Annotated in this window: 30 protein-coding genes; 19 read left to right on the top strand and 11 right to left on the bottom strand. The window is 66.4% G+C overall.

Annotated features, from left to right (window positions below; genetic code table 11):
- Nucleotides 1-109 precede the first annotated feature (109 nt).
- The gene (locus AC1DOM_RS10050) at nucleotides 110-2,029 is read left to right on the top strand and encodes a PAS domain-containing hybrid sensor histidine kinase/response regulator (protein WP_498963008.1); all 1,920 of its coding nucleotides are present in this window, start codon (nucleotides 110-112) and stop codon (nucleotides 2,027-2,029) included.
- Between the two features lie 9 nt (nucleotides 2,030-2,038).
- Here AC1DOM_RS10050 and AC1DOM_RS10045 read toward each other — a convergent pair whose 3' ends face one another.
- Nucleotides 2,039-2,590: a DUF3016 domain-containing protein gene (locus tag AC1DOM_RS10045; RefSeq protein ID WP_498962804.1), complete on the bottom strand. Its 552-nt coding sequence runs from the start codon at nucleotides 2,588-2,590 to the stop codon at nucleotides 2,039-2,041.
- Between the two features lie 137 nt (nucleotides 2,591-2,727).
- On the opposite strand from AC1DOM_RS10045, the gene AC1DOM_RS10040 reads away from it, so the two are divergent.
- Entirely contained in the window at nucleotides 2,728-3,207 is a 480-nt protein-coding gene (locus AC1DOM_RS10040; protein ID WP_498962802.1) for an EF-hand domain-containing protein, read from the top strand.
- A gap of 3 nt (nucleotides 3,208-3,210) precedes the next feature.
- Here the strand turns inward: AC1DOM_RS10040 and AC1DOM_RS10035 are convergent, their stop codons facing one another.
- Nucleotides 3,211-3,909: a glycosyltransferase gene (locus tag AC1DOM_RS10035; protein WP_498962800.1), complete on the bottom strand. Its 699-nt coding sequence runs from the start codon at nucleotides 3,907-3,909 to the stop codon at nucleotides 3,211-3,213.
- Between the two features lie 130 nt (nucleotides 3,910-4,039).
- On the opposite strand from AC1DOM_RS10035, the gene AC1DOM_RS10030 reads away from it, so the two are divergent.
- The 5 genes from AC1DOM_RS10030 to AC1DOM_RS10010 all read left to right on the top strand — a co-directional run bounded on the left by AC1DOM_RS10030 (nucleotide 4,040) and on the right by AC1DOM_RS10010 (nucleotide 8,119).
- On the top strand, nucleotides 4,040-4,462 hold the full coding sequence (locus tag AC1DOM_RS10030) for a PepSY domain-containing protein (protein ID WP_498962798.1): 423 nt from the start codon (nucleotides 4,040-4,042) through the stop codon (nucleotides 4,460-4,462).
- 86 nt (nucleotides 4,463-4,548) lie between these two features.
- Complete coding sequence (locus AC1DOM_RS10025) at nucleotides 4,549-5,628, top strand: sensor domain-containing diguanylate cyclase (protein WP_498962796.1); 1,080 nt, start codon at nucleotides 4,549-4,551, stop codon at nucleotides 5,626-5,628.
- A gap of 276 nt (nucleotides 5,629-5,904) precedes the next feature.
- Nucleotides 5,905-6,846, top strand: coding sequence for an ABC transporter ATP-binding protein (locus AC1DOM_RS10020; protein ID WP_498962794.1), 942 nt, complete (start codon nucleotides 5,905-5,907; stop codon nucleotides 6,844-6,846).
- Between the two features lie 11 nt (nucleotides 6,847-6,857).
- Nucleotides 6,858-7,619 (top strand): ABC transporter permease, encoded by a 762-nt coding sequence (locus AC1DOM_RS10015; RefSeq protein ID WP_498963006.1) that lies wholly within the window; start codon nucleotides 6,858-6,860, stop codon nucleotides 7,617-7,619.
- A 107-nt stretch (nucleotides 7,620-7,726) separates the two neighbouring features.
- Complete coding sequence (locus AC1DOM_RS10010; RefSeq protein WP_498962792.1) at nucleotides 7,727-8,119, top strand: type II toxin-antitoxin system PemK/MazF family toxin; 393 nt, start codon at nucleotides 7,727-7,729, stop codon at nucleotides 8,117-8,119.
- A 162-nt stretch (nucleotides 8,120-8,281) separates the two neighbouring features.
- On the opposite strand, the gene AC1DOM_RS10005 is transcribed toward AC1DOM_RS10010, so the two are convergent.
- The 5 genes from AC1DOM_RS10005 to AC1DOM_RS09985 all read right to left on the bottom strand — a co-directional run bounded on the left by AC1DOM_RS10005 (nucleotide 8,282) and on the right by AC1DOM_RS09985 (nucleotide 11,087).
- On the bottom strand, nucleotides 8,282-8,644 hold the full coding sequence (locus AC1DOM_RS10005; protein ID WP_498962790.1) for an HNH endonuclease: 363 nt from the start codon (nucleotides 8,642-8,644) through the stop codon (nucleotides 8,282-8,284).
- Nucleotides 8,645-8,654: 10 nt separating this feature from the next.
- Complete coding sequence (locus tag AC1DOM_RS10000) at nucleotides 8,655-9,029, bottom strand: YciI family protein (RefSeq protein WP_498962788.1); 375 nt, start codon at nucleotides 9,027-9,029, stop codon at nucleotides 8,655-8,657.
- Between the two features lie 55 nt (nucleotides 9,030-9,084).
- Nucleotides 9,085-10,359, bottom strand: coding sequence for a PilT/PilU family type 4a pilus ATPase (locus AC1DOM_RS09995; protein WP_498962786.1), 1,275 nt, complete (start codon nucleotides 10,357-10,359; stop codon nucleotides 9,085-9,087).
- A 143-nt stretch (nucleotides 10,360-10,502) separates the two neighbouring features.
- Complete coding sequence (locus tag AC1DOM_RS09990; RefSeq protein ID WP_498962784.1) at nucleotides 10,503-10,766, bottom strand: DUF3297 family protein; 264 nt, start codon at nucleotides 10,764-10,766, stop codon at nucleotides 10,503-10,505.
- A gap of 36 nt (nucleotides 10,767-10,802) precedes the next feature.
- Nucleotides 10,803-11,087 (bottom strand): DUF4031 domain-containing protein, encoded by a 285-nt coding sequence (locus tag AC1DOM_RS09985; RefSeq protein WP_498962782.1) that lies wholly within the window; start codon nucleotides 11,085-11,087, stop codon nucleotides 10,803-10,805.
- A gap of 58 nt (nucleotides 11,088-11,145) precedes the next feature.
- Between AC1DOM_RS09985 and AC1DOM_RS09980 the strand changes: the two genes are divergently transcribed.
- The 7 genes from AC1DOM_RS09980 to AC1DOM_RS09950 all read left to right on the top strand — a co-directional run bounded on the left by AC1DOM_RS09980 (nucleotide 11,146) and on the right by AC1DOM_RS09950 (nucleotide 19,377).
- Complete coding sequence (locus AC1DOM_RS09980) at nucleotides 11,146-13,044, top strand: ABCB family ABC transporter ATP-binding protein/permease (protein ID WP_498962780.1); 1,899 nt, start codon at nucleotides 11,146-11,148, stop codon at nucleotides 13,042-13,044.
- Nucleotides 13,044-13,835 carry an NRDE family protein gene (locus tag AC1DOM_RS09975; RefSeq protein ID WP_498962778.1) on the top strand — a complete coding sequence of 264 codons (792 nt, stop codon included), beginning with the start codon at nucleotides 13,044-13,046 and terminating at the stop codon, nucleotides 13,833-13,835. The genes AC1DOM_RS09980 and AC1DOM_RS09975 overlap by 1 nt, the downstream gene beginning before the upstream one ends.
- A 98-nt stretch (nucleotides 13,836-13,933) precedes the next feature.
- Nucleotides 13,934-14,227 (top strand): hypothetical protein, encoded by a 294-nt coding sequence (locus AC1DOM_RS09970; RefSeq protein ID WP_498962776.1) that lies wholly within the window; start codon nucleotides 13,934-13,936, stop codon nucleotides 14,225-14,227.
- 38 nt (nucleotides 14,228-14,265) lie between these two features.
- The gene (locus AC1DOM_RS09965; RefSeq protein WP_498962774.1) at nucleotides 14,266-14,568 is read left to right on the top strand and encodes a carboxypeptidase-like regulatory domain-containing protein; all 303 of its coding nucleotides are present in this window, start codon (nucleotides 14,266-14,268) and stop codon (nucleotides 14,566-14,568) included.
- A gap of 86 nt (nucleotides 14,569-14,654) precedes the next feature.
- A complete protein-coding gene (locus AC1DOM_RS09960; RefSeq protein WP_498962772.1) occupies nucleotides 14,655-15,860 on the top strand; it encodes an EAL domain-containing protein in 1,206 nt (401 codons plus the stop codon).
- Nucleotides 15,861-15,899: 39 nt separating this feature from the next.
- Nucleotides 15,900-17,972, top strand: coding sequence for a TonB-dependent receptor domain-containing protein (locus AC1DOM_RS09955; protein WP_498962770.1), 2,073 nt, complete (start codon nucleotides 15,900-15,902; stop codon nucleotides 17,970-17,972).
- 85 nt (nucleotides 17,973-18,057) lie between these two features.
- Nucleotides 18,058-19,377 (top strand): PQQ-dependent sugar dehydrogenase, encoded by a 1,320-nt coding sequence (locus AC1DOM_RS09950; protein ID WP_498962768.1) that lies wholly within the window; start codon nucleotides 18,058-18,060, stop codon nucleotides 19,375-19,377.
- Nucleotides 19,378-19,398: 21 nt separating this feature from the next.
- Here the strand turns inward: AC1DOM_RS09950 and AC1DOM_RS09945 are convergent, their stop codons facing one another.
- Both AC1DOM_RS09945 and AC1DOM_RS09940 read right to left on the bottom strand, forming a co-directional pair.
- On the bottom strand, nucleotides 19,399-19,659 hold the full coding sequence (locus AC1DOM_RS09945) for a hypothetical protein (RefSeq protein ID WP_498962765.1): 261 nt from the start codon (nucleotides 19,657-19,659) through the stop codon (nucleotides 19,399-19,401).
- A 141-nt stretch (nucleotides 19,660-19,800) separates the two neighbouring features.
- Nucleotides 19,801-20,133 (bottom strand): hypothetical protein, encoded by a 333-nt coding sequence (locus AC1DOM_RS09940; protein WP_498962763.1) that lies wholly within the window; start codon nucleotides 20,131-20,133, stop codon nucleotides 19,801-19,803.
- A 148-nt stretch (nucleotides 20,134-20,281) separates the two neighbouring features.
- Here AC1DOM_RS09940 and AC1DOM_RS09935 point away from each other — a divergent pair, with 148 nt between their 5' ends.
- From AC1DOM_RS09935 to AC1DOM_RS09920, 4 genes are read left to right on the top strand one after another with little or no spacing between them, the layout of a single operon-like run.
- Entirely contained in the window at nucleotides 20,282-20,917 is a 636-nt protein-coding gene (locus tag AC1DOM_RS09935) for an RNA polymerase sigma factor (RefSeq protein WP_498962761.1), read from the top strand.
- Nucleotides 20,914-21,399, top strand: coding sequence for a hypothetical protein (locus AC1DOM_RS09930; protein ID WP_498962759.1), 486 nt, complete (start codon nucleotides 20,914-20,916; stop codon nucleotides 21,397-21,399). Before AC1DOM_RS09935 ends, AC1DOM_RS09930 begins: the two co-directional genes overlap by 4 nt.
- A gap of 9 nt (nucleotides 21,400-21,408) precedes the next feature.
- Nucleotides 21,409-22,449: a class I SAM-dependent methyltransferase gene (locus AC1DOM_RS09925; protein ID WP_498962757.1), complete on the top strand. Its 1,041-nt coding sequence runs from the start codon at nucleotides 21,409-21,411 to the stop codon at nucleotides 22,447-22,449.
- Nucleotides 22,446-23,144: a pseudouridine synthase gene (locus tag AC1DOM_RS09920; protein ID WP_498962755.1), complete on the top strand. Its 699-nt coding sequence runs from the start codon at nucleotides 22,446-22,448 to the stop codon at nucleotides 23,142-23,144. The genes AC1DOM_RS09925 and AC1DOM_RS09920 overlap by 4 nt, the downstream gene beginning before the upstream one ends.
- Here the strand turns inward: AC1DOM_RS09920 and AC1DOM_RS09915 are convergent.
- Both AC1DOM_RS09915 and AC1DOM_RS09910 read right to left on the bottom strand, forming a co-directional pair.
- Complete coding sequence (locus tag AC1DOM_RS09915) at nucleotides 23,141-23,674, bottom strand: DUF1415 domain-containing protein (protein ID WP_498962753.1); 534 nt, start codon at nucleotides 23,672-23,674, stop codon at nucleotides 23,141-23,143. The genes AC1DOM_RS09920 and AC1DOM_RS09915 overlap by 4 nt on opposite strands.
- Before the next feature lie 9 nt (nucleotides 23,675-23,683).
- Nucleotides 23,684-24,427: a DNA-formamidopyrimidine glycosylase family protein gene (locus AC1DOM_RS09910; RefSeq protein WP_498962751.1), complete on the bottom strand. Its 744-nt coding sequence runs from the start codon at nucleotides 24,425-24,427 to the stop codon at nucleotides 23,684-23,686.
- A 77-nt stretch (nucleotides 24,428-24,504) separates the two neighbouring features.
- On the opposite strand from AC1DOM_RS09910, the gene AC1DOM_RS09905 reads away from it, so the two are divergent.
- Nucleotides 24,505-25,401 (top strand): DMT family transporter, encoded by an 897-nt coding sequence (locus tag AC1DOM_RS09905; protein ID WP_498962749.1) that lies wholly within the window; start codon nucleotides 24,505-24,507, stop codon nucleotides 25,399-25,401.
- The last annotated feature ends 27 nt before the right edge of the window (nucleotides 25,402-25,428 follow it).

The raw sequence follows: 25,428 nt of genomic DNA, 5'->3' as shown, positions 1-25,428 counted from the left end.
TAACAGGCAAGATGGTCCAATGAATCATCGCGCCGATCCCCGCGGGAAGCGCGATGTAGCTGCCGGCCCGGCCGGCCAGGGGACATCCTCATTGGACACGCGCAACAAGCTGACTGGATCGCTTCCGGCTTCGTCGAAGCATTGGCAGGACGACGACAGCATCTATCGCCGCCTCGTCGGCGAAGTGCCGGACTACGCGATCTTCATGCTCGATCCCGACGGGATCGTCCGCACGTGGAACGCGGGCGCGCAACGCATCAAGGGTTACACCGCCGACGAGATCGTCGGACGCCATTTCTCGACGTTCTATCCGCAGGACCGCATCGACGCGAAGTGGCCCGAGCACGAGCTGCTGGTGGCGAGCGAAACCGGCCGCTTCGAAGACGAAGGCTGGCGCGTGCGCAAGGACGGCTCGCAGTTCTGGGCGAACGTGATCATCACGCGGCTGCTCGACGACGAGGGGCAACTGATCGGCTACTCGAAGATCACGCGCGATCTCAGCGCGCGCCGACGCCATGAAGAAATGCTCCGCCGCAGCGAAGAGCGCTTCCGCCTGTTGGTCGAAGGCGTGGTGGACTACGCGATCTTCATGCTCGATCCCGAGGGCCACGTCGCCAGTTGGAACGCCGGCGCGGAAATGACCAAGGGTTACCAGGCGACGGACATCATCGGGAAACACTTCTCGGTGTTCTATCCGCCGGAAGTCGCCGCCGCTGGTTGGCCCGAGCGCGAACTCGAAATCGCGCTCGAGGACGGCCGCTGCGAAGACGAAGGCTGGCGCGTGCGCAAGGATGGTTCGCGCTTCTGGGCGAGCGTGGTCATCACCTCGCTGCACGACGAATCGGGCACGCACATCGGGTTCGCCAAGGTCACGCGCGACCTCACCGACCGGCGCCGCGTCCGCGCGCTGGAAGACGAAGGCAAGCGCGTCACCACGTTCCTGGCGATGCTCGGCCATGAGTTGCGCAACCCGCTCGCGCCGATCACCAACGCGGTTTCGATCATGCAGCTCGAACCGATGGAAACCGATCGCCTGCGCATGTGYCGCGACGTGATCTCGCGCCAGTTGGTGCAGATGACGCGCATGGTGGACGACCTGCTCGACGTGGGCCGCATCACCTCCGGCAAGATCCACCTGGACATGAAACCCGTCGACATCGGCGCGGCGCTCGCGGGTGCGATCGAATCCTGCGAGTCCGAAGCACGCAGCCGCGGGCACACGGTGACCCTGGAACTTCCGGAAGGACAGACCTGGGTTTCAGGCGATCCCGCGCGCCTGCAGCAGGTCGTCGGCAACCTGCTCAACAACGCGATCAAGTTCACCGACCGTGGCGGACAGATCAAGGTCGTACTGCGCCGCAATCGCGCGTTCGCGGAAATCGCGGTCAGCGACAACGGGTCGGGCATCGCGCCGTGGCGGCTGCAGGACATCTTCAACCTGTTCGTGCAGGGCGAGCAGGATCCGTCGCATTCGCAAGGCGGGCTCGGCCTCGGGCTGAGCCTGGTGCAGCAGATCGTCGCGCTGCATGGCGGCGATGTCGCCGCGTACAGCGCGGGCATCGACAGGGGATCGGAGTTCGTCGTGCGCATTCCGGTGATCGAAGCGCCGGCGGCGACGCGTGACGTGGAACAAGACATTCCGACATCGCACACCCGCAGCGTGCTCGTCGTCGACGACAATCGCGATGCCGCCGACACGATGGCCGCGTTGCTCGATCGCCTCGGTTACCGCGCACGCACGGCTTACGACGGCGCGAGCGCGCTGGCGGAAGTCCGCGCGTCCCGGCCGGATTACGCCTTCCTCGACATCGGCTTGCCGGACATGGATGGGCGCGAGTTGGCGCAATCGATCCGCGAGGAATTCGGCGACACCATCGGGCTGATCGCGCTGACCGGTTACGGCCAGGAACAGGATCGCGACTCGACGCTCGCCGCGGGCTTCCGCGAACACCTCACCAAGCCGCTCACCGTCGAAGGCTTGTCGGCCGCGCTCGGCCGACTGGAAGATGCGCGGGGCGTGCGCGGGTGATCGCGCGCCTTACTTGAACTCGCGGCGGATCCACGTGTCGATCAGGCGTTTGTCGTAACGCAACGTATCGCTGGACGGGAAGGGCGGCTGCGTCTGCAGGTAGGCGAGGTCGGAGATCTTGCGCTCGCCTTCGGCGATCACGTTCCCGTTGGCATCCTTGCGCGAGAACTGCAACGTCATGCGCGGCGGATACACATCGCGCAACACGCGCACGTCGTCGGTCTGGCTGTGCAGCCATTCGTATTGGCCAGCGCGCTGGATGTCGAGGATCTCGACGTCCACGCGTTCGCCCGCCGGAACGGCCTTGACGAGTTTCTCCTGCATGTAATCGGCGAGTTCGACCACCCAGTCGCCCTCGGCGGACAGGCGCCGGTTCTGGCTGTAGCGCAACTCGGCGAACTGTGCAGGATCGCCCCAGCGCACGGACACGGGGCTGCCTTCGCCGACCGCGTGCGGACGCGCCTGGTCGGTGACGGTGCGGGGGCCCGACGTTGCGCAGGCCGTCAGCACGAGGGCCGACATCGCCAGGGACAGGACGAGCAGGGCGGGGCGGAACTTCATGGTGGCACTCGATATTCCGGGGGTTCGACAGTGAGTGTGCGACCGCGGGGGCGCGGGTTCAATGCGATCTTGACGGCCGCTTAATGCGCGGCGCCGCAGCCTCCGGGCGCGCTCTCCCAAAACGCCCGGAGCACCCCATGAACCGCATTTCCCTCGTCGGAGGCTTGTTCGTCGGTGCCCTGTGCGCCGCCCCTTGTTTCGCCCAAACCTACGCGCCCCAGACCACAGCGCCCGACGCCACGCCGCGCACCAGCAATCCCGTGCCGTCTTCCACGCGCCTGCCGCAGAACGCCGACCAGCGCATGGCCGCGATGGACGGCAACGGCGACGGCGTCATCAGCGAAGACGAATACGAGGACGCCATGACCCGCGTGTTCCGCGACCTGGACGCCGACCGCAACAATCGCGTCAGCGCCGACGAGTTGGGCAGCGCGAGTGGCCAGCAGCAGGACGGCATGTTGTCGCCCGCCGATCGCATCCGCCGCATCGATCTCAACACCGATGGCGAACTCACCGAAGAAGAACTCGAGCGTGGCGCCGAGCAGGTGTTCGAAATCCTCGACACGAGCAAGGACGGCACGCTCGATATCGGCGAGCTCAAATCGGGCGGTGGTTGACCGTCAGTGGCGTCGCCTGGCGTACCAGAGCGCCAGGTGATCGCGTGAGCGCAGGATGCGGCGCCCGCGCAGGGCGAAGCGCAGCATCAACCGGAGATGGTCGAGCACGCCGAAGGTGCGCAGCTTCCGATCGGAAGTGCGCACCGATTCGCGCAGGATGCGCACGCGGCCCACGGTGGCCAGTGCGCGGCTGAAGGCCACGTCTTCGCCTGCGAAGTAGTTCGTATCGAAGCCGCCGGTGGCGTCGAAGGCCTCGCGCGTGCAGAACACGAAGCACCCCGGCGTGACGCGCATCCAGCGGAACACGTGCATCAACGTGGCCGTGAACATGCGCACGGGCCATTGCACGCGCCCGTCGAGCACGACGGCGCAACCGCCGCCCACCGCGCCTGCATCGAGTGCAGCGATCGCCGCGCGAAGGACGCGCGAATCGATCAGCGTGTCTGCATCGACGAAGCACAATCGCGTGCCCGCCGCAGCCGCGGCGCCCGCATTGCGCGTCGCCGCGATATGGCGGAAGGCAACGGAAACGACCCGCGCACCGTGCACGCGTGCGACCTGCGCCGTGCCATCGGTCGAGTCGTCGTCGACCACCACGAGCTCATGCGCAAGGCCGCAATCGTTTGCGGCAATGCGGATCGCATCGAGCGTCGCGCCGATCAAGGGCGCTTCGTCGTGCGCGGGAAGGATGAAAGACCACATCGCCCCATTCTTCACGCCACCTGCAACAACCGCAACGGCGCGTGATCCCATCTGCTGCATTTCATCCGTGATTCGCGACGCGATGCCGAGACTGGCGGCCGTTTCGACACATTCCCCCACGGAGCAAACGATGAAGCACAAAACCCTGACCCTGTTGATCCTCGCCTCTGCCAGCGGCCTGGCCTTCGCGCAGCAGGCGACGCTGACCGAACCCCAGGTCCGCGCCAAGCTCGAGGCCGAGGGCTACACGAAGGTCAACGACGTGAAGTTCGTCGATGGCGTGTGGAAGGCCGACGCGAAGAGCGCCGACGGCAACCATGTGGACGTCCGCCTGGATGCGAAGACCGGCGCGGTGTACCCCGGCGAGCAGGTCGCCAACCTCAACGAGGCTTCGGTGAAGGCCAAGCTGGCGGCCGCCGGCTACACCGGCATCCACGATGTCGACTTCGAGGATGGCGTCTGGAACGCCGAGGCCGACGACCAGGCCGGCAAGGACGTCGAGCTCAAGATCGACGCCAGGACGGGCGCCGTCATCGGCAAGGAAAAGGACTAAGGCCGACGTCGTCCCCGGCGCCGCGCTAGACTCGGCCCCGGGGGCGCCTCGGGGGCAACATGCACGGGCCGGGAGACATCGTCGAATTGGCTGACCAGCCTGCGGGCGCACGGGAAACCGTCGCGCCCATTTGGCATGCGCGCCTGACGGGCCTGCTCGCGGAGATTTCGCGCGAAGCCTTGCAGGGCGAGGATCTGGAAGCCGTGCTGCGGCGCATCGTGGATTGCCTGGTGCGCAACCTGCCCGTGGCCATCGCCAGCATCATCCTGCTCGACGACGACGGCGCCCACTTCGTGCAGGAAGTCTGGGCGGGCGACCTCGATCTGTATCCGGCCGAGCTCGCGCACGGTTGGCCGGTGAGCGTCGGCGCCGCGGGCCGCTGCGCCCGCACCGGCGAAGCCCAGCTGATCACCGATGTCGAAAGCGATCCGGATTACGTGCCCGGCAACACGAAGGTGCGCTCGGAATACCTGGTCCCCATCCGCCATCGCACGCGGCTGCACGGCGTGCTCAACATCGAGAGCACGCAACCGGATTTCTTCTATCCCGAAGCGCGCGAAGTGTTCGACGCGATCGCCGACCAGATCGCCGGGGCGATCCACCTGGCGCGCGTGGTCGCCGAACTGGAAGCGGCCAATCGCAAGCTCGAAACGCTGTCGATGATCGACGGCCTCACCGGCATCGCGAACCGCCGCTGCTTCGACCAACGCCTCGCGGCCGAATGGGAATGGCAGTCGATCGAACATCGCGAACTCGCACTGGTGCTGGTCGACGCCGATTCCTTCAAGCCCTTGAACGACGCGCATGGGCATCTTTACGGCGATGAATGTCTGCGCGAACTCGCGCGCCTGTGCACGCGCTTCGCCGATGGCATCGATGATCTCGTCGCGCGCTTCGGTGGTGAAGAACTCGTGTTGCTGCTGCCCGATCGTTCGCTTGAAGCGGCCGTTGCCCTCGGCGAAGCGCTGCGTCGCGATGTCGAAGCGGCCGCCATGCGCCACGACAACTCGACGATCGCGCCCTACGTCACCGTGAGCGTGGGCGTCGCCGCCGTCACGCCGACGAAGGAGCGTTCGCCCGAACGCCTGATCGCGGCAGCCGATCGCGCGCTGTATGCGGCCAAGGCACAGGGACGCAACCGCGTGGTGGCCGCCCAGGTCGACTGACCGGCCATTGCCCCGCATCCGGGACACTGATTCCGCCGATTACGGACTTATCGCCGTCGCATATCCCCCGTAGCCTGAGCCTCCCCCACGACCCCCGGTGAGGCCCATGCGACGTCGCAAGCGCAGTTTCTTCCACGCGGTGAACCGCGTCCTCCGCAATTTGTTCGCACGCCCCCGCATCGCCGCGCGCGAGACCGGCGACCTCGGTTGAACGACGCACGCCTGGCGGCGCCCGGCTACGATGGACTCCCCCGCCATCGAGCCGAGGCGCCGCGCATGGCACCTGCCGTACGAGAACCTGTCGTTGCGATCCGCAACGTCAGCAAGACCTACGCCTCGGGCTTCGAGGCGCTCAAGCACATCGACCTGGACATCCTGCGCGGCGAGATCTTCGCGCTGCTCGGCCCCAACGGCGCGGGCAAGACCACGCTGATCAGCATCATCTGCGGCATCGTGAATGCAAGTTCGGGCACGGTCGTCGCCGACGGGCACGACATCGTGTCCGACTATCGCGGCGCGCGCAGCAAGATCGGGCTGGTGCCGCAGGAGTTATCGACCGATACCTTCGAGACGGTGCTCTCCACGATGCGTTTCAGCCGCGGCCTGTTCGGCAAACCACCGGATGCCGCGCACCTGGAACGCGTGCTGCGCGACCTCTCGCTGTGGGACAAACGCAACGACAAGATCATGACGCTCTCCGGCGGCATGAAGCGCCGCGTGCTGATCGCCAAGGCGCTCGCGCACGAACCGCAGATCCTGTTCCTCGACGAACCCACCGCGGGCGTCGACGTCGAATTGCGCCACGACATGTGGCAGATGGTGCGCCGCCTGCGCGAGAACGGCACGACGATCATCCTCACCACGCATTACATCGAAGAAGCCGAGGAGATGGCCGATCGCATCGGCGTGATCCGCAAGGGCGAGCTGATCCTGGTCGAGGACAAGAAGACGCTGATGCGCAAGCTCGGGAGCAAGCAGTTGGCGATTTCGCTGCAGACGCCGCTCGCGCAGGTGCCGTCGGAATTGGCGGACCTTCCGCTCTCGTTGTCGGAAGATGGGCATTCGCTGGTCTATACCTTCGACACGCAGTCCGAAGAAACGGGCATCGCGCCCTTGCTGCGCCGGTTGCACGAGCAAGGCATCGATTTCAAGGATCTGCATTCCAGCGAGAGTTCGCTGGAAGACATTTTCGTCAGCCTGGTGAGGGCGCCGGCATGAGTTTGCCCGTCATGAATCGGCACGCGATCAAGGCGATCTACCGCTTCGAGATGGCGCGCACCTTCCGCACGATGCTGGAAAGCATCCTGTCGCCCGTGTTGTCGACCTCGCTGTATTTCATCGTGTTCGGCGCTGCGATCGGCTCCCGCATGGGCGACCTGGGCGGCGTGAGCTACGGGGCCTTCATCATCCCTGGCCTGATCATGCTCTCGCTGCTCAACGAGAGTATTTCGAATGCGTCCTTCGGGATCTATTTGCCGAAATGGTCGGGGACGATCTTCGAGCTGTTGTCGGCGCCGGTGTCGTATTTCGAAGCGGTGATCGGCTTCGTGGGCGCGGCGGCGACGAAGTCGATGATGCTCGGCGTGTTGATCCTGGTGACGGCGCGCGCATTCGTGCCCTACGAGATCGCGCATCCGTTCTGGATGTTGTGCTTCCTCGTGCTGACGGCGGTGACCTTCAGTCTGTTCGGTTTCATCATCGGCATCTGGGCCGACAGCTTCCAGCGCCTGCAGGTGATTCCGCTGCTGATCGTGACGCCGCTGACCTTCCTCGGCGGTGCGTTCTATTCGATCGACATGCTGCCGGAGCCTTGGCGGACGTTTACGTTGTTCAATCCCGTGGTGTACCTGGTGAGCGGAATGCGGTGGAGTTTCTACGGGATCGCGGATGTGAATGTATGGTTGAGCGCGGGGGCGATCGTCGGATTCCTGGTCGCGTGCCTGATCGGCGTCTGGTGGATCTTCAAGACGGGGTACAAGATCAAGGCGTGAGAAATCGCGCCGGTTTGCAGCCGGCGCCGTCACGGTCGAATATCGACATCGACGAATCCCGACAGGCGTCGCACGGATAGGTTCGTCGTGCGCAGTATGTTCGCCGCATGCCCATCCAATATCACCCGGATCTCGGCGAAGCCCTCTGGTGCGAGTACGAGGGGTTGGCTCCGGAAATGGTCAAACGCCGGCTGGCAGTGGTACTCACGCCGAAGGCTTGCCAGCGCGTGCGAATCGCAACAGTCGTTCCGATCAGCGCGACACGGCCGGAGGTGATCCGGCCCTGGCACGTTCGGCTTTCGCGAGACCCACTTCCGCAGGGTGGTTCCGGGGAGGTCTGGGCGAAGTGCGATATGGTGAACGTCGTTTCTTTCGCGCGGCTGTCGAACTATCACAGTCGGTGGAACGGGCGCCGCGAGTACCGGAAATTGCGTGTGCCGATGGACGATCTTCTCCGCATTCGCGGAGGCGTTCTCTCTTCCTTGGGACACCCTTGGTAATTCGCTTGCACGACGACGGTGCAAAGCGTAATTTTCCGTCGTCCCCGGGTTCGCCGGGGCTGAAGTCCTCCGGTCAGGTGCGCCCCCCGGAGGCAGGCCAGAACGGCAGCCGCCATGCCGCCTGGCCTTCGGTCGAGAACAGCCGCCAACAGGCGGCTTTTTTCATGCGCTGCCGGCAGCGTTCCGCAGCAACGCCGTCGTGAACCATCGCGATTCGGCGACGTCCTTTTGGACCCGTTCCCGGTAGACGTCTGCAGGGAGCGGCGTTTCGCTCTCATGCCGCGCCAAGTTGCAATGCCTGCACGCCGCGACGATGTTGCGCACTTCAGCGCCGCCATCTCGGCGTGCGACCACATGTTCGGCGGTGCACTGGAAGTGGACGCAGTCTTCCAGGCGCAGGCCGTGTTGTTCGGCGAAGGCCCAGGGGTTCTTCGACCACATCGGGGCCTCGCAGTAATGGCAGCGGTGTTGTTGCCGGCGTGCGGCGACTTTCCGGAAGCGGCGGAGTTTGTGGTTGTTCGGCATCGCGTTGGTTTCAGGCGCCGACTTGCTTGCGCACCGCCGCGATGTTGCGCACCGGGCGGACTTCGATGCAGCCGGTCGCCGCCCACGGGAGTTGCGCGGCCATGCGGATGGCGTCCTCGATGCTGTCGGCTTCGACCAGGTTGAATCCGCCCAGCAGTTCCTTGGTTTCCGCGAACGGGCCGTCGCTCACGCGCGTCTTGCCGTCGCGGATGCGCACCGAACGTGCGGTTCCGACATCTTCGAGTTGCGAGAACGCGATGAGTTTGCCCGCGCGCTGGAGGTCGTCGGCGTGTTCCAGGCAGCCTTTCATCATCGTGTCGTACTGGCCGTCGGGCAGCGCATGGAGCAGCGCGGGATCGGCGTAGACGAGCAGCAGGTATTGCATGCGGGGGCTCTGCGCGGGGGACGGATGCCGATCCTAGCGCAGGCCCCCGTACCGGTCAGCCATTGGCCGCCTTCTGCGCGTCCTGCGACTGGCGCTTGAGCGCCTGCAGGCGTTCGAGTTCGAGCTGGTCGCGCTTGTCCTGCTGCTTGCGCAGTTCCTCGCGACGCAACATCTCGACCTCCTGCGCGTTGGGCTCGTGCTTGAGCTCGAAGGAGGATCCCGCCACCGACGCCGGTTCGCCGCGACGGCTCTTGAGCTTGATGTTCAGGCGCAGCTCGTTGGCCGAGTCGGCGTTGCGGATCGCTTCTTCGTAGGCGATCTGCCCTTCGTTGTATAGCTCGAACAGGGCCCAGTCGAACGTGCGCATGCCGAGCTCGCGCGACTTGTTCATGATGCCCTTGAGCTCGTTGAACTCGCCCTTGAAGATCTTCTCGGCGATGGTCGGCGTGTTGAGCAGGATCTCGATCGCGGCCACGCGGCCCTTGCCGTCCTCGGTGCGCACCAGGCGCTGGGACACGATCGCGCGCAGGTTGGCCGACAGGTCCATCAGCAACTGCGTGCGGCGTTCTTCGGGGAAGAAGTTGATGATGCGTTCCATCGTCTGCGACGCGCTGTTGGCGTGCAGCGTGGACAGGCACAGGTGGCCGGTTTCGGCGAAGGCGATGGCGTGTTCCATCGTTTCGGCGTCGCGGATTTCGCCGACGAGGATGACGTCGGGCGCCTGGCGCAGCGTGTTCTTCAGCGCGTGGTGCCACGAATGGGTGTCGACGCCGACTTCGCGGTGCGTCACCAGCGATTTCTGCGAGGTGTGCGCGTATTCGACCGGATCCTCGACCGTGATGATGTGGCCGGCCTGCGTGCGGTTACGGTGGTCGATCATCGCGGCCAGCGACGTCGACTTGCCCGAGCCCGTGCCGCCGACGACGAGCGCCAGGCCGCGCTTCTCCATCACGACGTCCTTGAGGACCTCGGGCAGGCGCAGCTTCTCGAAGTTCGGGATCTCCGCCGCGATCGTGCGGCAGACCAGGCCGACGTGGCCTTGCTGCACGAAGACGTTCACGCGGAATCGCGAGACGCCGGGCACGGCGATCGCGAAGTTGCACTCCATTTCCTGTGCGAACTCCGCGCGCTGTTTCTCGTTCATCAGCGCGTGTGCGAGTACGGCGGTGACTTCGCCGGTCAGCTTCTGCTGCGTCAGCGGCGTCATCGCGCCGTGCGCCTTCATGCTGGGCGGGAAATCGTGGGAGATGAAGAGGTCGGAACCACCGGCCTTGGCCATTGCCGCGAGCAACTTGTGCATGTATTCGCGGGCTTGCGTTTCATTGAGCATGCGTACGGCCCGCCGCATTGCGCGGCGGTCTTCCCCTGTCTTGTTGCGTCCCCTTGGACCGCGGAGTTTACGAATCCGCGGTCGATGCGAACCGGATGCGCGTCACGGTCACCCCGTTTCCGGGAGTCACCTGCGCGCGATCTTCACGCCTGGTCGTCCTGCTCACCCTCGGCCATGCGGAACCACGCTTCGACCGTGCCCTTCACCTTCATCGTCATCGGCTGGCCGCGACGGTCCAGCGACTTGCCCACCGGCACGCGCACCCAACCTTCGCTGATGCAGTACTCCTCGACATTGGTGCGCTCGGTGCCGTTGAACTTGATGCCGATGCCGCGCTCGAGCGCCTGCTCGTCGTAGAACTTGCTGCTCGGATCGTTGGAGAGGCGGTCGGGAGGCGTGTCGGTCATGGCGTGCTCGGGGCGTGGATCGGTGGAGCGCGCATTCTACGGTGCCTCGTGGCGGCCCTGCGCCTTGGCGCGCGCAATGACCCGGCGGACCAGTGCGCGGTCGTCGTGGCGGGAGATCGGGATCGCCCCCAGCCGCAAGGCCACCTCGCGCATGTCGGCATCCACGTCGTAGTGCGCGCCGCTGGTCTTGTCCTGGAACGCGCGGCGCGGCAGCCCGATCGCGGCCGCCATCGCGTGCAGCTCGTCGAGGGTGTCGGCCATCAGGTGCGCCCAGCGCCGGTCGCGCCAGAGGGTCACCGCGTCGTCCACGTACACAGACATCCGCGCAGGATCGCCGCTGGCGTTGCATCCTGTCCATCGCGCCTCCATGTGAATGCCCATGCCCACCCCCGACGAGCAAGCTCAGGCGCAACCCGCGCCCATCCCCACGCCCGACGAAATCCTCGCCGCGCCCGACACCGTGGCCGGCAGCGCCCCGGTCGCGCGGGCCAAGGGCGCGCGCGCCGACTGGCAGGTGCTGCGTTCCCTGCTCCCCTTCCTGCGGCCGTTCGCGGGCCGCATCGGGTTCGCGCTGCTGCTGGTCGTGCTCGGCAAGCTGGCCAACCTCGTCGTCCCGCTGGTGCTGAAGAAGATCGTCGATGCGCTCAACGTGGCGCCGACACTGCTCGTGTTGCCGGTCGCGCTGCTGCTCGCCTACGGCGCTTCGCGTGTGTCGGTCACCTTGTTCACCGAATTGCGCCAGGTCGTTTTCGCGCGCGTGATGGCGCGCATCTCGCGCCGCGTGACGCTCCAGGTGTTCCGCCACCTGCACGCGCTGTCGTTGCGCTTTCATCTGGCGCGCCGGACCGGCGGCGTGGCGCGCGACGTCGAACGCGGCGGCACCGCGATCTCCGACCTGCTCGACTGGACGATCTACACGATCATCCCGACGGCGCTGGAAATCATCATGGTCTCGGCCGTGCTGGCGTGGGCCTACGACTGGGGCTTCGTCGCGATCACCGGCATCACGCTGGTCGCCTACATCCTGTTCACAGTGTCGATCACCGAATGGCGCACGCGCTACTACCGCGCCGCCGTGGAAGCCGACACCAAGGCCAACGAGCGCGCGGTGGATTCGCTGCTCAACTACGAAACCGTCAAGTACTTCGGTAACGAAGACCACGAGGCGCGCCGCTACGACGAAAACCTCCAGCACCTGGAGAACGCGTCGGTCATGAGCCGCAAGACGCTGGCGGTGCTCAACCTCGGGCAGACGGCGATCGTCGCACTCGGCGTGTCGGCGATGATGTGGCGCGCGGCGGCGGGCGTCGTCGCCGGCCACATGACGGTCGGCGATCTCGTGCTGGTCAACGCCTACCTGCTGCAGTTGTCGGCGCCGCTGAACATGCTCGGCATGATGTATCGCGAAGTGAAGCAGGCGATGACCAACCTCGAGCGCCTGTTCGGGCTGCTCGACGAGCGCCAGGACGTGCAGGATCGCCCCGGCTCGGTGGCGCTGCATGCCACGCAGCCGGAGGTGCGCTTCGAGAACGTGCGCTTCGCCTACGACGTGCGCCGGCAGATCCTCCGCGACGTCGATTTCACCATCCGGCCCGGCGCGACCGTCGCGGTGGTCGGCCATTCGGGCTCGGGCAAGTCGACGCTTGCGCGCCTGCTGTACCGCTTCTACGACGTCGACGGCGGCCGCATCACGATCACCGATGCAACCGGCGCCGCGCACGACGTGCGCGACTACACGCAGCAATCGGTGCGCGCGACCATCGCGATCGTCCCGCAGGACACGGTGCTGTTCAACGACACGATCTACTACAACATCGAGTACGGCCGTCCCGGCGCCACGCGCGAGGAAGTCGAACACGCCGCGCGCGCCGCGCACATCCACGACCTCATCGCCGGTTTGCCCGACGGTTACCAGACCGAAGTCGGCGAGCGCGGCCTGAAGTTGTCGGGCGGCGAAAAGCAGCGCGTCGCCATCGCGCGCGCCTTGTTGAAGAATCCCGCCATCCTGATCTTCGACGAAGCCACTTCGGCGCTCGATTCGCGCTCGGAGCAGGCGATCCAGGGCGAATTGGACCGCATCGCGTTGGGCCGCACCACGCTGACGATTGCCCATCGCCTGTCGACGGTGATGAACGCCGACGAGATCCTGGTGATGGATGCCGGGCGCATCATCGAACGCGGCACGCATGCCGCGCTCGTCGCGACGCAGGGCCATTACGCGCAGATGTGGAAGCTGCAGCAGCAGGAGCGCCAGCGCGAACTCGAGGCCGCCGGCTGATGTGCCTGATCGCCGTCGGATTTCGCGCACACCCGCGCTGGAAACTCGCGGTGATCGCCAACCGCGACGAATTCCACGGGCGTCCCACTGCGCCGGCCGCCCCCGATCCCGATTTCCCGCAAGTGTTCGGTGGCCGCGACCTCGAGGCAGGCGGAAGCTGGTTGCTCGCTTCCACGCGCCGGCGTTTCACCGCGGTGACGAACGTGCGCGCCGGTTTGAATCCGGAAGCCGCGCCGCGTTCGCGTGGTGCCCTGGTGCGCGGCTTCGCCACGGGCGATACCGCCGCGGATCGCTACACCGCATCGCTCGCCGATGCGGCCAGCGAATACGGCCGATTCAACCTGTTGTGCTGGGACGGCGATGCGTTGCACTTCGCCACCAACCATCCGCGATTCGAAACGCATGCGGTGGGCGAGGGCTTCCACGCGATGTCCAATGGCGCCTTCGATGCGCCGTGGCCGAAGAGCGGTCGCGCGACGCAGGCCTTGGAGCGCTGGCTCGCGCAGGCCCCCGACCACGTCGACGAAGCCGCGCTCGCGCCCTTGTTTTCCGCGCTCGCCGATACGACGCCCGCGCCGGACGCGCGTTTGCCGGACACGGGCGTCGGCCTGGAAATGGAGCGCCTGCTGTCGCCGCCGTTCGTGCGCGGCGCGCGTTATGGCACGCGCTGCAGCACGGTGTTGCTGGTGGACGAGGGCGGATTCACCTTCGCCGAGCACCGCTTGGGTGCCGATGCCGTAGCGCAAGGCACCACGTTCGCGCAACTGCCATTCGAAGCGAACGGTATGTGAACTGTGCAAGGGCCCGGTGACCTCCGGCACGGGCCCCGGTTGTAGCGCGATCCCTAGAATTCGCGTTCGAAAACCCACTGCACGAGCACGAATTCACCATGAAGCGTTCGATCTTCGCCGTCGCGGCATTCTCTTTCCTCGCCTTCGCTGCGCACGCGCAACAGTCTTCCGGAAACCTGATGGGCAACGCCAAGCCCGGCGACACCATCGAAGTGTCGGGCGTGGGCACCGGCTTCCACCGCGAGATCCAGGTCGAAGCCGACACCGGCAAGTGGATGGTCCGCCGGGTGCCGATCGGTTCCTACGAGATCGTCGTCAAGCACGCCGACGGTTCGGCCGATCCCGCCAAGGGCGCCACGGTTAATGCCGGCGTGACCGCCCGCATCAAGTAAACGCGCCACCCACCCCCCCCCAAACTCGGGAGAACGTCATGAGCAAGATCCTCCATCGGTGTTTCGTCGCAGTCGCGGCGTTCGGCCTGTTCGTCTCGACCGCCTACGCGCAGCACTCCGGCGGCGGCCTCTGGGGCCGTGCGAAGTCCGGCGATGTCGTGCGCATCGAGAACACCGACATCGGCACCAAGCGCGAACAAACGATGACCGAAGACGGCAAGTACTTCTTCGAGCGCATGCCCGTGGGCATCTACACGCTCACGATCACGCACGCCGACGGAACGACGGACGCGCCGAAGAAGATCCGCGTGCAGGTCGGTACCAATACCTACGTGAAGTAAGCGGTCGCGCGGATGGCGGCCGGGTTGCGCACCGAACTGCGTATACCCGGCCAACATCCATCATGTCTTCCACAGGGGGAAGAGGCATGAGCACCGTGATCCGCGAACTGTTCGCGGGCGAAGTCCTGTATCGCCAGGGCGACCCATCCGATTGCGCCTGGCTGATCGAACGCGGCGCCATCGAACTCCACTCCGAGCAAGGCCGCCGCACCACGCTGCACGGCACCCTGGGGCCCGGCGAATTGATCGGCGAGCTCGGCATGCTCGACGGCCAGCCGCGCAGCGCGACGGCGACGGCACGCAGCGACACCACGCTGCTGGCGATCGACCACGACCAATTCCTCGAACGCCTCGACGGCGGCGACCCGATCGTCCGCACCCTGGTGCTGAGCCTGTTGCGCCGCACGCGCAGCATCCTCGCCGCATTGCCGCAGGATGTGGCCCTGCCCGCCGAAGACCTCGCGACCGAGTCGAACGAAGAACGCGCCGGCCTCGACAAGATCCGCCTCGAAGCGCGCCTGCGCGATGCGCTGGACACACAGACGCTCGAAGTCCGCTACCAGCCCATCTTCGACATCCTCGAAGGCCAGGTGCGCGGATACGAGGCGCTCGTGCGCTGGCAACTGCCGGATCGCGGCCCGGTTTCGCCGGCCGAATTCATCAAGCTGGCCGAAGAGACCTCGCTGATCGTGCCCGTGGGCGAATATGTCCTGGATCGCGTGATCGAAGTGCTCGTCGCCCTGCGCGAGGCCGGCGTCTCGCCGCTGCCGAGCATCGCGGTGAATCTCTCGGCGCGGCAACTCGTCGAACCGGGCATGGCGCGCCAGATCGTGCAGCGTGTCGAACGCGCGCAATTGCCGGCCGGCACGCTGAAGCTCGAAGTCACCGAAAGTCGCATGCTCGATTACGCGCCCGTCGCCGCGGTGATGCAGCACTGTCGTTCGCACGGGATTCCCTTCGCGCTCGACGATTTCGGCACGGGCTATTCGAACCTGACCCACCTGCACCGGCTCGACTTCGAATTCGTGAAGATCGACCAGGCCTTCGCGCGCCACATGTTCGATTCGCAGCGCGCGATGGCGATCGTCGAGGCGATCGTCGTGATGGCGCACGCGATCGATGCTTACGTGGTGATGGAAGGCGTCGAGACGCACGACCAATTGCAGCGCCTGCGCGAGATGGGCGTGCGTTATGCGCAGGGCTATCTCATCGGGCAGGCGGCGCCGGTGGCAGACGTGTTGTCGGGCGTCGCCGCGCGTGGCCCGGAAGTGGAAACGCCCATGCCCGCCTGATCCACGGGCGCGTCACGCGGGCATGCCACCATCGTCGACATGTCCGCTTCCAGACCGTTCATCGCGCTCGCGAGCCTGGTGCCTGCCATGGCGTGCGCGCAGACCGCACCGGTCGAACTCGATCGCGTGCAAGTCACCGCCACGCATGCGCCTGCCGCCGCGCGCGATGTGCCGGCGTCGGTGAGCGTGATCGATCGCGACGACGGCCGCACCGATGGACTCGGTGCAGCCCTGTCCGAACGACTGACCAGCGTTCCAGGTTTGCTCGCGCGCGACCGGCACAACTACGCACAGGACGAACAGATTTCGATCCGCGGGTTCGGTACGCGCGCGAGCTTCGGCATCCGCGGCGTGCGGCTGTCGATCGACGGCGTGCCCGCGACGATGCCGGACGGGCAGGGGCAGGTCTCGCATCTGCCGCTCGCGTTCGCCGACCGCATCGAAGTGTTGCGCGGTCCGTTCTCCGTGCTCTACGGCAATGCGGCCGGCGGCGTGATCCAGGTGTTCACTGCGAATCCGGAAGGACCGACGGCGATCGATGCGGGTGCGAACGTGGGTCCGGATGCGTCGCGGCGCCTGTCGCTCTTCGTCCAGGGCGCGGGTGAAACGGTGGGCGGGCTGATCGGCGCGCAGCACTTCCACACCGACGGCTTTCGCGCGCCCTCGGCGGCAGAACGCAATCTGTTGCATGGGAAGCTGCGACTCGAACATGCAGCGACGACCGCGACGCTCGTCCTCGATACGCTCGATGCACCAAACACGCAGGATCCGCTGGGTCTGGATCGCAGGCAGTTCCTTGTCGATCCGACGCAAGCATCGCCGCAGGCCCTGGCTTTCGATACGCGCAAGTCGGTTTCGCAACGCCAACTCGGTGCGGTTGTCGCGCACGGTGCGTTTGCCGCGACGCTGTATGCAGGACGGCGCGAAGTCGAACAATTCCTCGCGATCCCCGTCGGCACGCAAGCCAATCCGCTGAGCAACGGCGGCGTGGTCGACCTGCATTCGCCGTACGCGGGCGTGGATGCGCATTGGACCGGCAACCTTGGTGCTGCATGGACCCTGACGGGCGGCGTGTCCTACGACGCGATGCGGCAGGATCGTCGCGGCTACGAGAACTTCATCGGCGACACGCTCGGCGTGCGCGGGGCGTTGCGTGCCGACCAGGTGGATCGCGTCGATGCGCTCGATCCGTATCTGCAGGCCACGTGGACGCCGAGCGATGCGTGGCAGGTGAATGCCGGTGCGCGCCATAGCCGCGTGCGGTTCCGCTCCGAAGATCATTACATTCGCCCCGGCAATCCGGATGACAGCGGGCGCGTCACCTATTCGGCGACGTCGCCGGTATTGGGCGTGCGCTGGCGCGCGAGCGATGCGCTGCAGTTCTACGCAGCGTACGGCGAAGGCTTCGAAACCCCTACGTTCAACGAACTCCAGTACCGCAGCGACGGCGGCAGCGGCCTCAACTTCGCGTTGCGGGCCGCGAGCACGCGCAGCGCCGAAGCGGGAATGAAGATCTCGCGCGGACGCATGCGCACCGAACTCGCGCTGTTCCAGGCGCGCACGGACGACGAACTCACCGTCGGCACGAGCGCGGGCGGTCGCACGACGTTCCAGAACGCGGGGCGCGCACGCCGCACCGGGCTCGAACTCTCCGGCGCGCTGCCACTTGCCGATGCGTGGACGGCAGAGTTCGCGGTGACCTGGCTGGATGCGACTTTCGTCGACGGCTTCCTCGCCTGCACCGCCGCACCGTGCACCGTGCCCACGCTGCCGATCGCCGCCGGGACGCGCATCCCCGGCATTCCGCGCACGCAGGCGCAGGCCGCGGTGCGTTGGGGCGACGTCGGCAACGGCTGGCATGCGCGCGTGGAAGGCGTGTACGTCGATGCCGTGCCGGTCAACAATTTCGGCGACGAGTCCGCGCCGTCCTACGCCGTCTTCGATGCGAGCGTGGGCTATGGATTCGCGCATGGCCGCGTGTTCCTCGCGCTCGACAACCTGGGCGACCGGAGCTACGCCGGCTCGGTGATCGTCAACGAAGCCAATCGCCGTTATTACGAGCCCGCGCCCGGACGCGGCGCGACGGTGGGCGTCGAACTGCACTGGCAATAGAGGTTCAAGCCTGCGAACGCTGTGTTCATTCCCCATTCGCCGATCCGGCACATGGCACTCACGCAGGGCGTTGCAGGCTGCGCTCATGCGAATCGGACTTGCATCCACACTCATGGCGACGTGCGTCGCGGCTGGCTTCCTCGCGTCCTGCGCACCCACCTCGAAGATCGCACCCGAAAGTGTCAGCGGCGCCGCGCCGCCCCTGGCCGAGCCCGAGCACGCCTTGTTGCCCACGGTGAAGATCGCGCCCGCGACAGGCTGGAAAGCCGGCGAGATGCCGACGGCCGCGAACGGCATGCAGGTCAAGGCATTCGCGACGGGCCTGGTCCATCCGCGCTGGTTGTACGTGCTGCCGAATGGCGACGTCCTCGTCGCAGAAACCAATCGGCCGCCGACGCCCGACGAACCGAAGAATCCGATCCGCGCCGCCTTCATGAACAATGCGTTCGAGAAAGCCGGCGCCGCCGTGCCAAGCCCCAATCGCATTTCGCTGCTGCGCGATGGCGACGGCGACGGTGTCGCGGAAACGAAAACGACGCTCGTGGCGAACCTGTTCTCGCCCTTCGGCATGGCATTGGTCGGCGACCGCCTATACATCGCCAACGCAGACGCGCTGGTGTGGGTGCCGTACAAGACCGGCGACACGCAGATCACGACGGCGCCGGAAATCCTCGTCCAGTTGCCCGGCGCGCCGCGCAACCATCATTGGACCAAGAGCCTGGTCGCCACGGCGGATGGTTCGAAGTTTTATGTCGGCGTGGGTTCCAACAGCAACGCCGCGGAAAACGGCATGGATATCGAAGACAACCGCGCGGCGATCCTGGAAATCGATGCGGACACGGGCGCATCGCGCGTGTTCGCCAGCGGGCTGCGCAATCCGGTCGGCATCGCATTCGAACCGAGTTCGAAGGTGCTGTACGCCGTGGTGAACGAACGCGACGAGCTGGGCAACGACCTGGTGCCGGATTACCTGACCTCGGTGAAGGAGGGCGCGTTCTACGGATGGCCGTGGAGCTACTACGGCGCGCACGTCGACACGCGCGTGCAACCCGAACGCCCCGACATGGTCGCAAAGGCGATCGCGCCGGATTACGCGCTCGGCCCGCACGTGGCCTCGCTCGGGCTTGCGTTCTCCTCGGGCACGAAGATGCCGGCCGGGTGGCGCAAGGGCGCCTTCATCGGTTTGCATGGCTCATGGAATCGCGATCCGCCCAGTGGCTACAAGGTGATCTTCGTGCCCTTCTCCGGCGGAAAACCCGCTGCCACGGAACAGGACGTGCTCACCGGTTTCCTCGATGCGCAGGGCAACGCACGCGGGCGCCCGGTGGGCGTGGCGATGGCGAGGGATGGTGCGTTGCTGGTGGCCGACGATGTCGGCAACACCGTTTGGCGCGTGGCGCCGTAGCGCCACGCACTGTCGAAGAATTCAGGCGACTTCCTGCGGTTCTGCCTCGAACCTGCGCGCGTAATCGCGTTCGGTGGCGACGCGCGTGACTTCCGATGACGCAAGATCCGGCGCTGCATACACCGCGTAGGCGATCTCGCCGCCGCTGCGTTGCCCGACGTGGTGCAGGTTGTAGCGCGATTGGCCCGCGCCGGTGTTCTCGGGGTAGTGCTTCGGCGGTGAATTGCCGTCCAGATCGAGTTCTGCATTGTCGACCGTGCCACCCACGAAGAGTGCTCGCATGCGCTGCTCCCGCTCAGATGTTCGATCCCCATGCTGGTCCAGCGGCCGTGGACATCGGATCAAACCGGCGTTATCGCAGTCGTAACAAACGGAAAACTCCTCCCCTGCAAGCAGGAGAGGAGTAGGGCCTTTGGCCGCGGATCAGACCGTCTGCGCGCGGCGGGTCAGGAAGTAATACGCCAGGTTGCCTGCGCCGGTGGCGACGGCGAGCACCGCGATCACGCCCGGCGTGACGTGGTCCCAACCGCCGGCTTCGATCAGGCCGAAGCCCGCGCCGATGGCCAGCAGCGTGACGCCCCAGCGCAGCGAACTGTGCTTCTGGCGGGCCTGCTCGCCCACCATGATCGAACGGACGAGTTCTTCCGACCCGCCGGCGCCGATCAGCGAGCGGCGCGTCCGTGCATCGACGATCACCTTGATGACGTACGCGACGGCGATGAAGAAGCTGATGGGAATGAGGACTTCGAGTTCCATGGGTGGCTCCGGGTGGGTCGGGTTCGGGCGTGAGTGGGGTGACGGAGCAGGAGATACCGGTGGCGCGGGACCGGTTGCACCCGGCGCGACCGCTCGTCGCCGGTGCCGGGTTGCAACCGATGCCCCGTCGGGCGTATCTGGAACAGGCATGGATGGAGGCCGACCCCTGGAACACCCTGCGCCCGCAATCGCGACCCCGCCCGCCGAAGGGCCCGACCGGGAAGCCGATCGCGCCCTGGTGGCGGACGTGCTCGCGCAGGCGCCGGGCGCATTCGAGCGCCTGGTCAAGCAATATCAGGGGCTGTGCTTCCACGTGATCCAGCGCATGGTCCGCCAGCCCGACGACACGCGCGAACTCTGCCAGGACGCGTTCCTGCGCGTGCATCGCTATCTGCACCAATATCGCGGCGAGAGTTCGTTGCAGGCATGGATCGGCCAGGTCGCGTATTCGGTCGCCAAGCGGCACCTGGAGCGCAAGCGCATCCCCCTGCAGGATGCGGCCGACGCCGATGAACATCAGTCGCTGCTGGAAAACGTGGGCGACCACTTCGACCTCGAAGGCTCGGTCGCCGACGCCGAATCCGCACGCTGCCTCCACGCGGCAATCGAAACACTGCCGCCCTTGCAGCGCACGCTGCTCACGCTGTATCACCTGGACGAGATGCCGATCGGCGAGATCGCCGAATTGACGGGCCTCGCCGAGGGCACCATCAAGAGTCACCTGTTCCGCAGTCGCCAACGCCTTCGCCAGGTGTTGGAAGGACGCATGGGAGTCGCCGCATGAACACCAATCACAACGACCCGCGCAATGGATTCGACGAGCGCGAATGGCAGGCGCAGGAACGCGCGATGCGCGATGCGCGCGATGGCCTGCCGTCCACCGATCCGCTCGCGATGCACTACCGCAAAGTCGCCGACGCATTGCGTTCGCCGCTGCCCGACATGCTGCCCGACGACTTCGCCGCGCAGGTCGCACGACGCGCCGAAGCCAACGCACGCGCGCCGGAAACCGAACTCGTGAAGGCGGCGCGGGCCGGCACGCTGGAAAGCAGCCTCCTGCGCGGCGCGGTCGGCATCTTCGGCCTGGGCGGCGCCGTGGTCGTTGCGGTCTGGGGACCGAGCTGGATCGCGCCGACGGCGTCGTTCCTGCAGCTGGATTCGGCCGTCGCCGTGAACTGGGCCCTGGCGCTCGGCGCCTGCATCGGCGTGACCTGGCTGACCGATACCATGCGTCGTCATCGCGAACAGGCCGCGCACGCCGCGTAAACTGGCGGCATGTCGACATCTCCCGGTCCGCGCGACGCCGACGCCGCGCTCGAAACCCTGTTCCATCCCTTCGCCACCGGCGCGCTCACTTGGCCGGCCACGGGCGGCGCGCTGTTCCTGCGCGCGCGCGATGGCTGGCCGCTGCATGCGCGTCCGCTCCCGGGCCTGGTCGCCGAGCAAAGCTACAAGCCCGCGTTCGATGCGCTGCAGCGCTCGGGCATCGAAACGCAGGGCGAAGACATCGAAGGCACGTTTCCGCTGGTGCTCGTGCTTCCGCCGCGCCAACGCGACGAAGCGCGTGCGTTGTTGGCGCGTGCGATCGTGCATGCGGGCGATTCGGGCATCGTCCTGGCCTGCATGCCGAACGATGAAGGCGCGAAGACGGGGCAGGCGGATCTCGCGCGGCTTGCCGGCCAGGTCAACGTGCTGTCGAAGAATCACTGCCGCGTGTTCTGGACGGCGGCGCGCACGACGGATCCTGCGCTGCTCGAAGAATGGCGCGTGCTCGATGCCCCGCGCTTCGTCGCCGGCGACACGCTGTTGAGCCGGCCGGGCGTGTTCGCGTGGGATCGCATCGACAAAGCCTCCGCGCTGTTGATGCAGCATTTGCCGACGGACCTGGCGGGCGAAGGCGCCGACCTCGGCGCAGGCATCGGCGTGCTCGCGATGGATGTGCTCGCGCGCTGCCCGAATGTCCGTGCGATCGATCTCTACGAAGCCGAAGCACGCGCACTCGCGCTCGCGCGACAGAACCTCACTGGACGCGCCAACGTCGAATTCCATTGGCACGACGTCACCCAGGGCCTGCCCAAACAATACGACTTCATCGTGATGAATCCGCCCTTCCATGCGCAATCGCGCGCGGACCGGCCGGACCTCGGGCGTCGCTTCATCGACGTCTCCGCGCAGGCATTGCGTGCACGCGGGCGCCTGCTGATGGTCGCCAATCGCCATCTGCCGTACGAGGCCGTCCTCGGCGAGCGCTTCGCGCAGGTGCGCGTGCTCGCCGACGCAGGCGGCTTCAAGGTGCTCGAGGCGGTGCGCGCATGAAGCTGGTCAAGCACATCGCCAACCTCGGCTACGGCAGCCGCAAGGAAGTGCAGTGGATGTTCCGCGAAGGGCGCATCACCGACGCCGATGGCGAGGTGCTGTACGCCGACGACCAGGTCGCGCACGACGCGATCCGCGTCGACGGCGAGCCGCTCGATCCGCCCGCCGGCCTGCTGCTCATGCTCAACAAGCCCGTTGGTTACACGTGCTCGACGAAAGACAAGGGCCGCATCGTCTACGACCTCCTGCCGCCGCGTTTCCGCCTGCGCGTCCCCTTGCTGTCGACCGTCGGCCGCCTGGATCGCGACACCAGCGGGCTGCTGCTGATGACCGACGATGGCGCGCTGCTGCATCGCATCGTCTCGCCGAAGGCGCACTTGCCGAAGCGTTACGAAGCCACGCTCGCGCAGGACTTGCGCGGCGACGAAGCGGCCATTTTCGCCAGCGGCACGCTGATGCTGGAATCGGAAGACACACCGCTCAAGCCGGCGTCGCTCGAAGTCCACGATGCGCGCCACGCGAGCGTCGTGTTGACCGAGGGGCGCTATCACCAGGTGCGGCGGATGTTCGCGGCGGTGGGCAACCACGTCGACGCCTTGCATCGCAGCGCGATCGGCAGTTTGACGCTGGGCGACCTGCCCCCGGGCGAATGGCGCCTGGTGGAAGACGAAGAACGCGCACGCACCCTCGTCTAGAGCTTCTCCCAGCCCTCGCGCCCCAACTTGCGCAAGGTTTCCACGTTCCGCTCGATGATCACGTCCGGATCGGGGAAGGCTTCCACCGCGCGCGAAACGCTGTCTTCGCGCAACAGATGCAAGGTGGGATACGGCGAGCGATTCGTGTAGTTCTCGATGTCGTCGGGGCCGCTGTCGGCGAACTGGTACTGCGGATGGAAGCTCGCCACCTGTAGCACGCCGTCCAGGTCCATCGCTTCGACGAGCGCGTCGGCGTCGCCGAGGAAATCGTTGTAATCCACGAAGTCCTGCAATACCTGCGGATGCACGATGAGGGTCGTGTCGACGGCTTCGGGATCGGCGTCGCGCAGCAAGGCGAGTTCTTCGCCCAGTTCGGCGAGCAGAGCTTGCGGCGTCGAGGCGTCGCTCAGGACCCAGCGGATCTGGCCCTTCGCATGCACGGCCTTCGCGAACGGACACAGGTTGAGGCCGATGACGGCGCGCTCGAGCCAGCGTTGGGTGTCGGCAATGGGATCGTCGGAAACGTTCATCGCGCAAGATTACCGGTAAAGCACCTGGCAGGTCTCGCACCAGAAGGCGCGGCGTTGCGCACGGCCGAGGTGCTTTCGGTACGTCAGCGGCGTGCCATCGCGCGGGCAGGTCTTCTTCGCATGCACCTGCCAGTGCTTGCGCAAGACGTAGGCCTTCTTCCATTCCAGGAAATCGAAGCTGTACTCGCGGGCCTGCTTGATCATTTCGCCGAGCTTGCGCGAGGGCAGGGCGCCGACGGTGCTTTCGGGATGCACGCGGATGCGGTGCAGCACTTCGTTCTTGATGATGTTGCCCACGCCCGAGAACACGTGCTGGTCGAGCAGGGCATCGGCGACGAGCGCATCGGGGTGCGCCAGCAGGCGTTTGCGTGCCGCGCGCGGATTCCACGCGTCGGCCATGACGTCCACGCTCCAGTCGTAAGTGTCGTCGAGCGGGCCTTCGATGTATTTCAGCGAGCACGCGTAGAAGTTCAGTTCGCGGCCCTTCGCGAAACCCAGCGTCAAACGCGGCGAGGCGTTCGGCTTGTCCTCGTCGATGCGATAGCTGCCGAAGAGCATGAAATGCACGCGCAGCGCGAAGCCGGGGAACGCGATCAGGAAGTGCTTGCCCCAGCTGCAGACGTCGCGCACGGTCTGGTTGCGCATGCGTTGCGCGTCCAGCAGGCGCGTGTTGCCGCCCACGCGCAGCACTTTCCTGCCGACGAAGGACGCCGCTTCTTCGCGCAGGATGACGATGGAAGGACCTTCGGGCACGGCTGCAGGCTGCCGCGCGGCGCGTGGGCGGCGCGTGCAGGGTGGCGCGGGACCCGGCCTTGCCCCAAGCTTGCGCGATGGACGCCTACACCCATTCGGATCGCCGCCGCCAGTTGCGCGCGATCGGCCTGATGCTCATCGCCGTCGCCATGTTCGCGCTGATGGATTCGGCGCTGAAGATGCTCTCGGCGCATTACCCGCCCTTCCAGGTCGCGGCCGTGCGCGGGCTGGCATCGCTTCCGCTCGTGCTCGCATGGGCCTTGGCAACGGGCGGGGTGTTGCCCCTGATTCGCGTGCGCTGGTCGTTGCACCTGCTGCGCGGCGTGCTCGGCATCGTGATGATGGTGGCCTTCGTCTACGCGCTGAAATCCTTGCCGCTGTCGACGACCTATTCGATCTTCTTCGTCGCCCCCCTGTTGATCACCGCGTTGTCGGTGCCCTTCCTCAAGGAACGCGTGGGGCCGCGGCGTTGGATCGCGATCGGCATCGGCCTGGTCGGCGTCCTCGTCGTCCTGCGCCCGACGGGGCAGGGCGTGTTGAGCCTGGCGGGCATGGCCGTGTTGTTGTCGGCGCTGTGCTACGCGATCTCGGCGATCACCGTGCGCTTGCTCGCGAAGAGCGATACGGTGCAGGCGATGATGGTGTGGCTGCTCGCGATGATGGCCATCGGCGCAGGCGCGCTCGCCTTTCCCGACTGGGTCCCGATCCAGCGCGAACATTGGCCATTGATCGCAGGCCTCGGCGTCGCCGGCGCATTCGGCCAGTACGCGATCACGCTCGCCTTCAAATGGGGCGAGGCCTCGCTGATCGCGCCGCTCGAATACACCGCGCTGGTGTGGGGCGTGTGCCTGGATCTCGCGTTCTGGGGCGTGTTGCCCGACTCGGTGACGTGGATCGGCGCGGCGATCATCATCGGGAGTGGCCTGTACCTGTTGCGTCGCGAGAAGGTGCACGCCGAAGCCGAGCACCCCTGAAAAAAGGGGCCCCTCTCGAAAGAGGGG

This window comes from Lysobacter sp. P5_B12 (assembly GCF_056400425.1).
The sequence above is the reverse complement of the archived record's forward strand: the minus strand, read 5'-3'. Positions and strand labels throughout refer to the sequence as shown.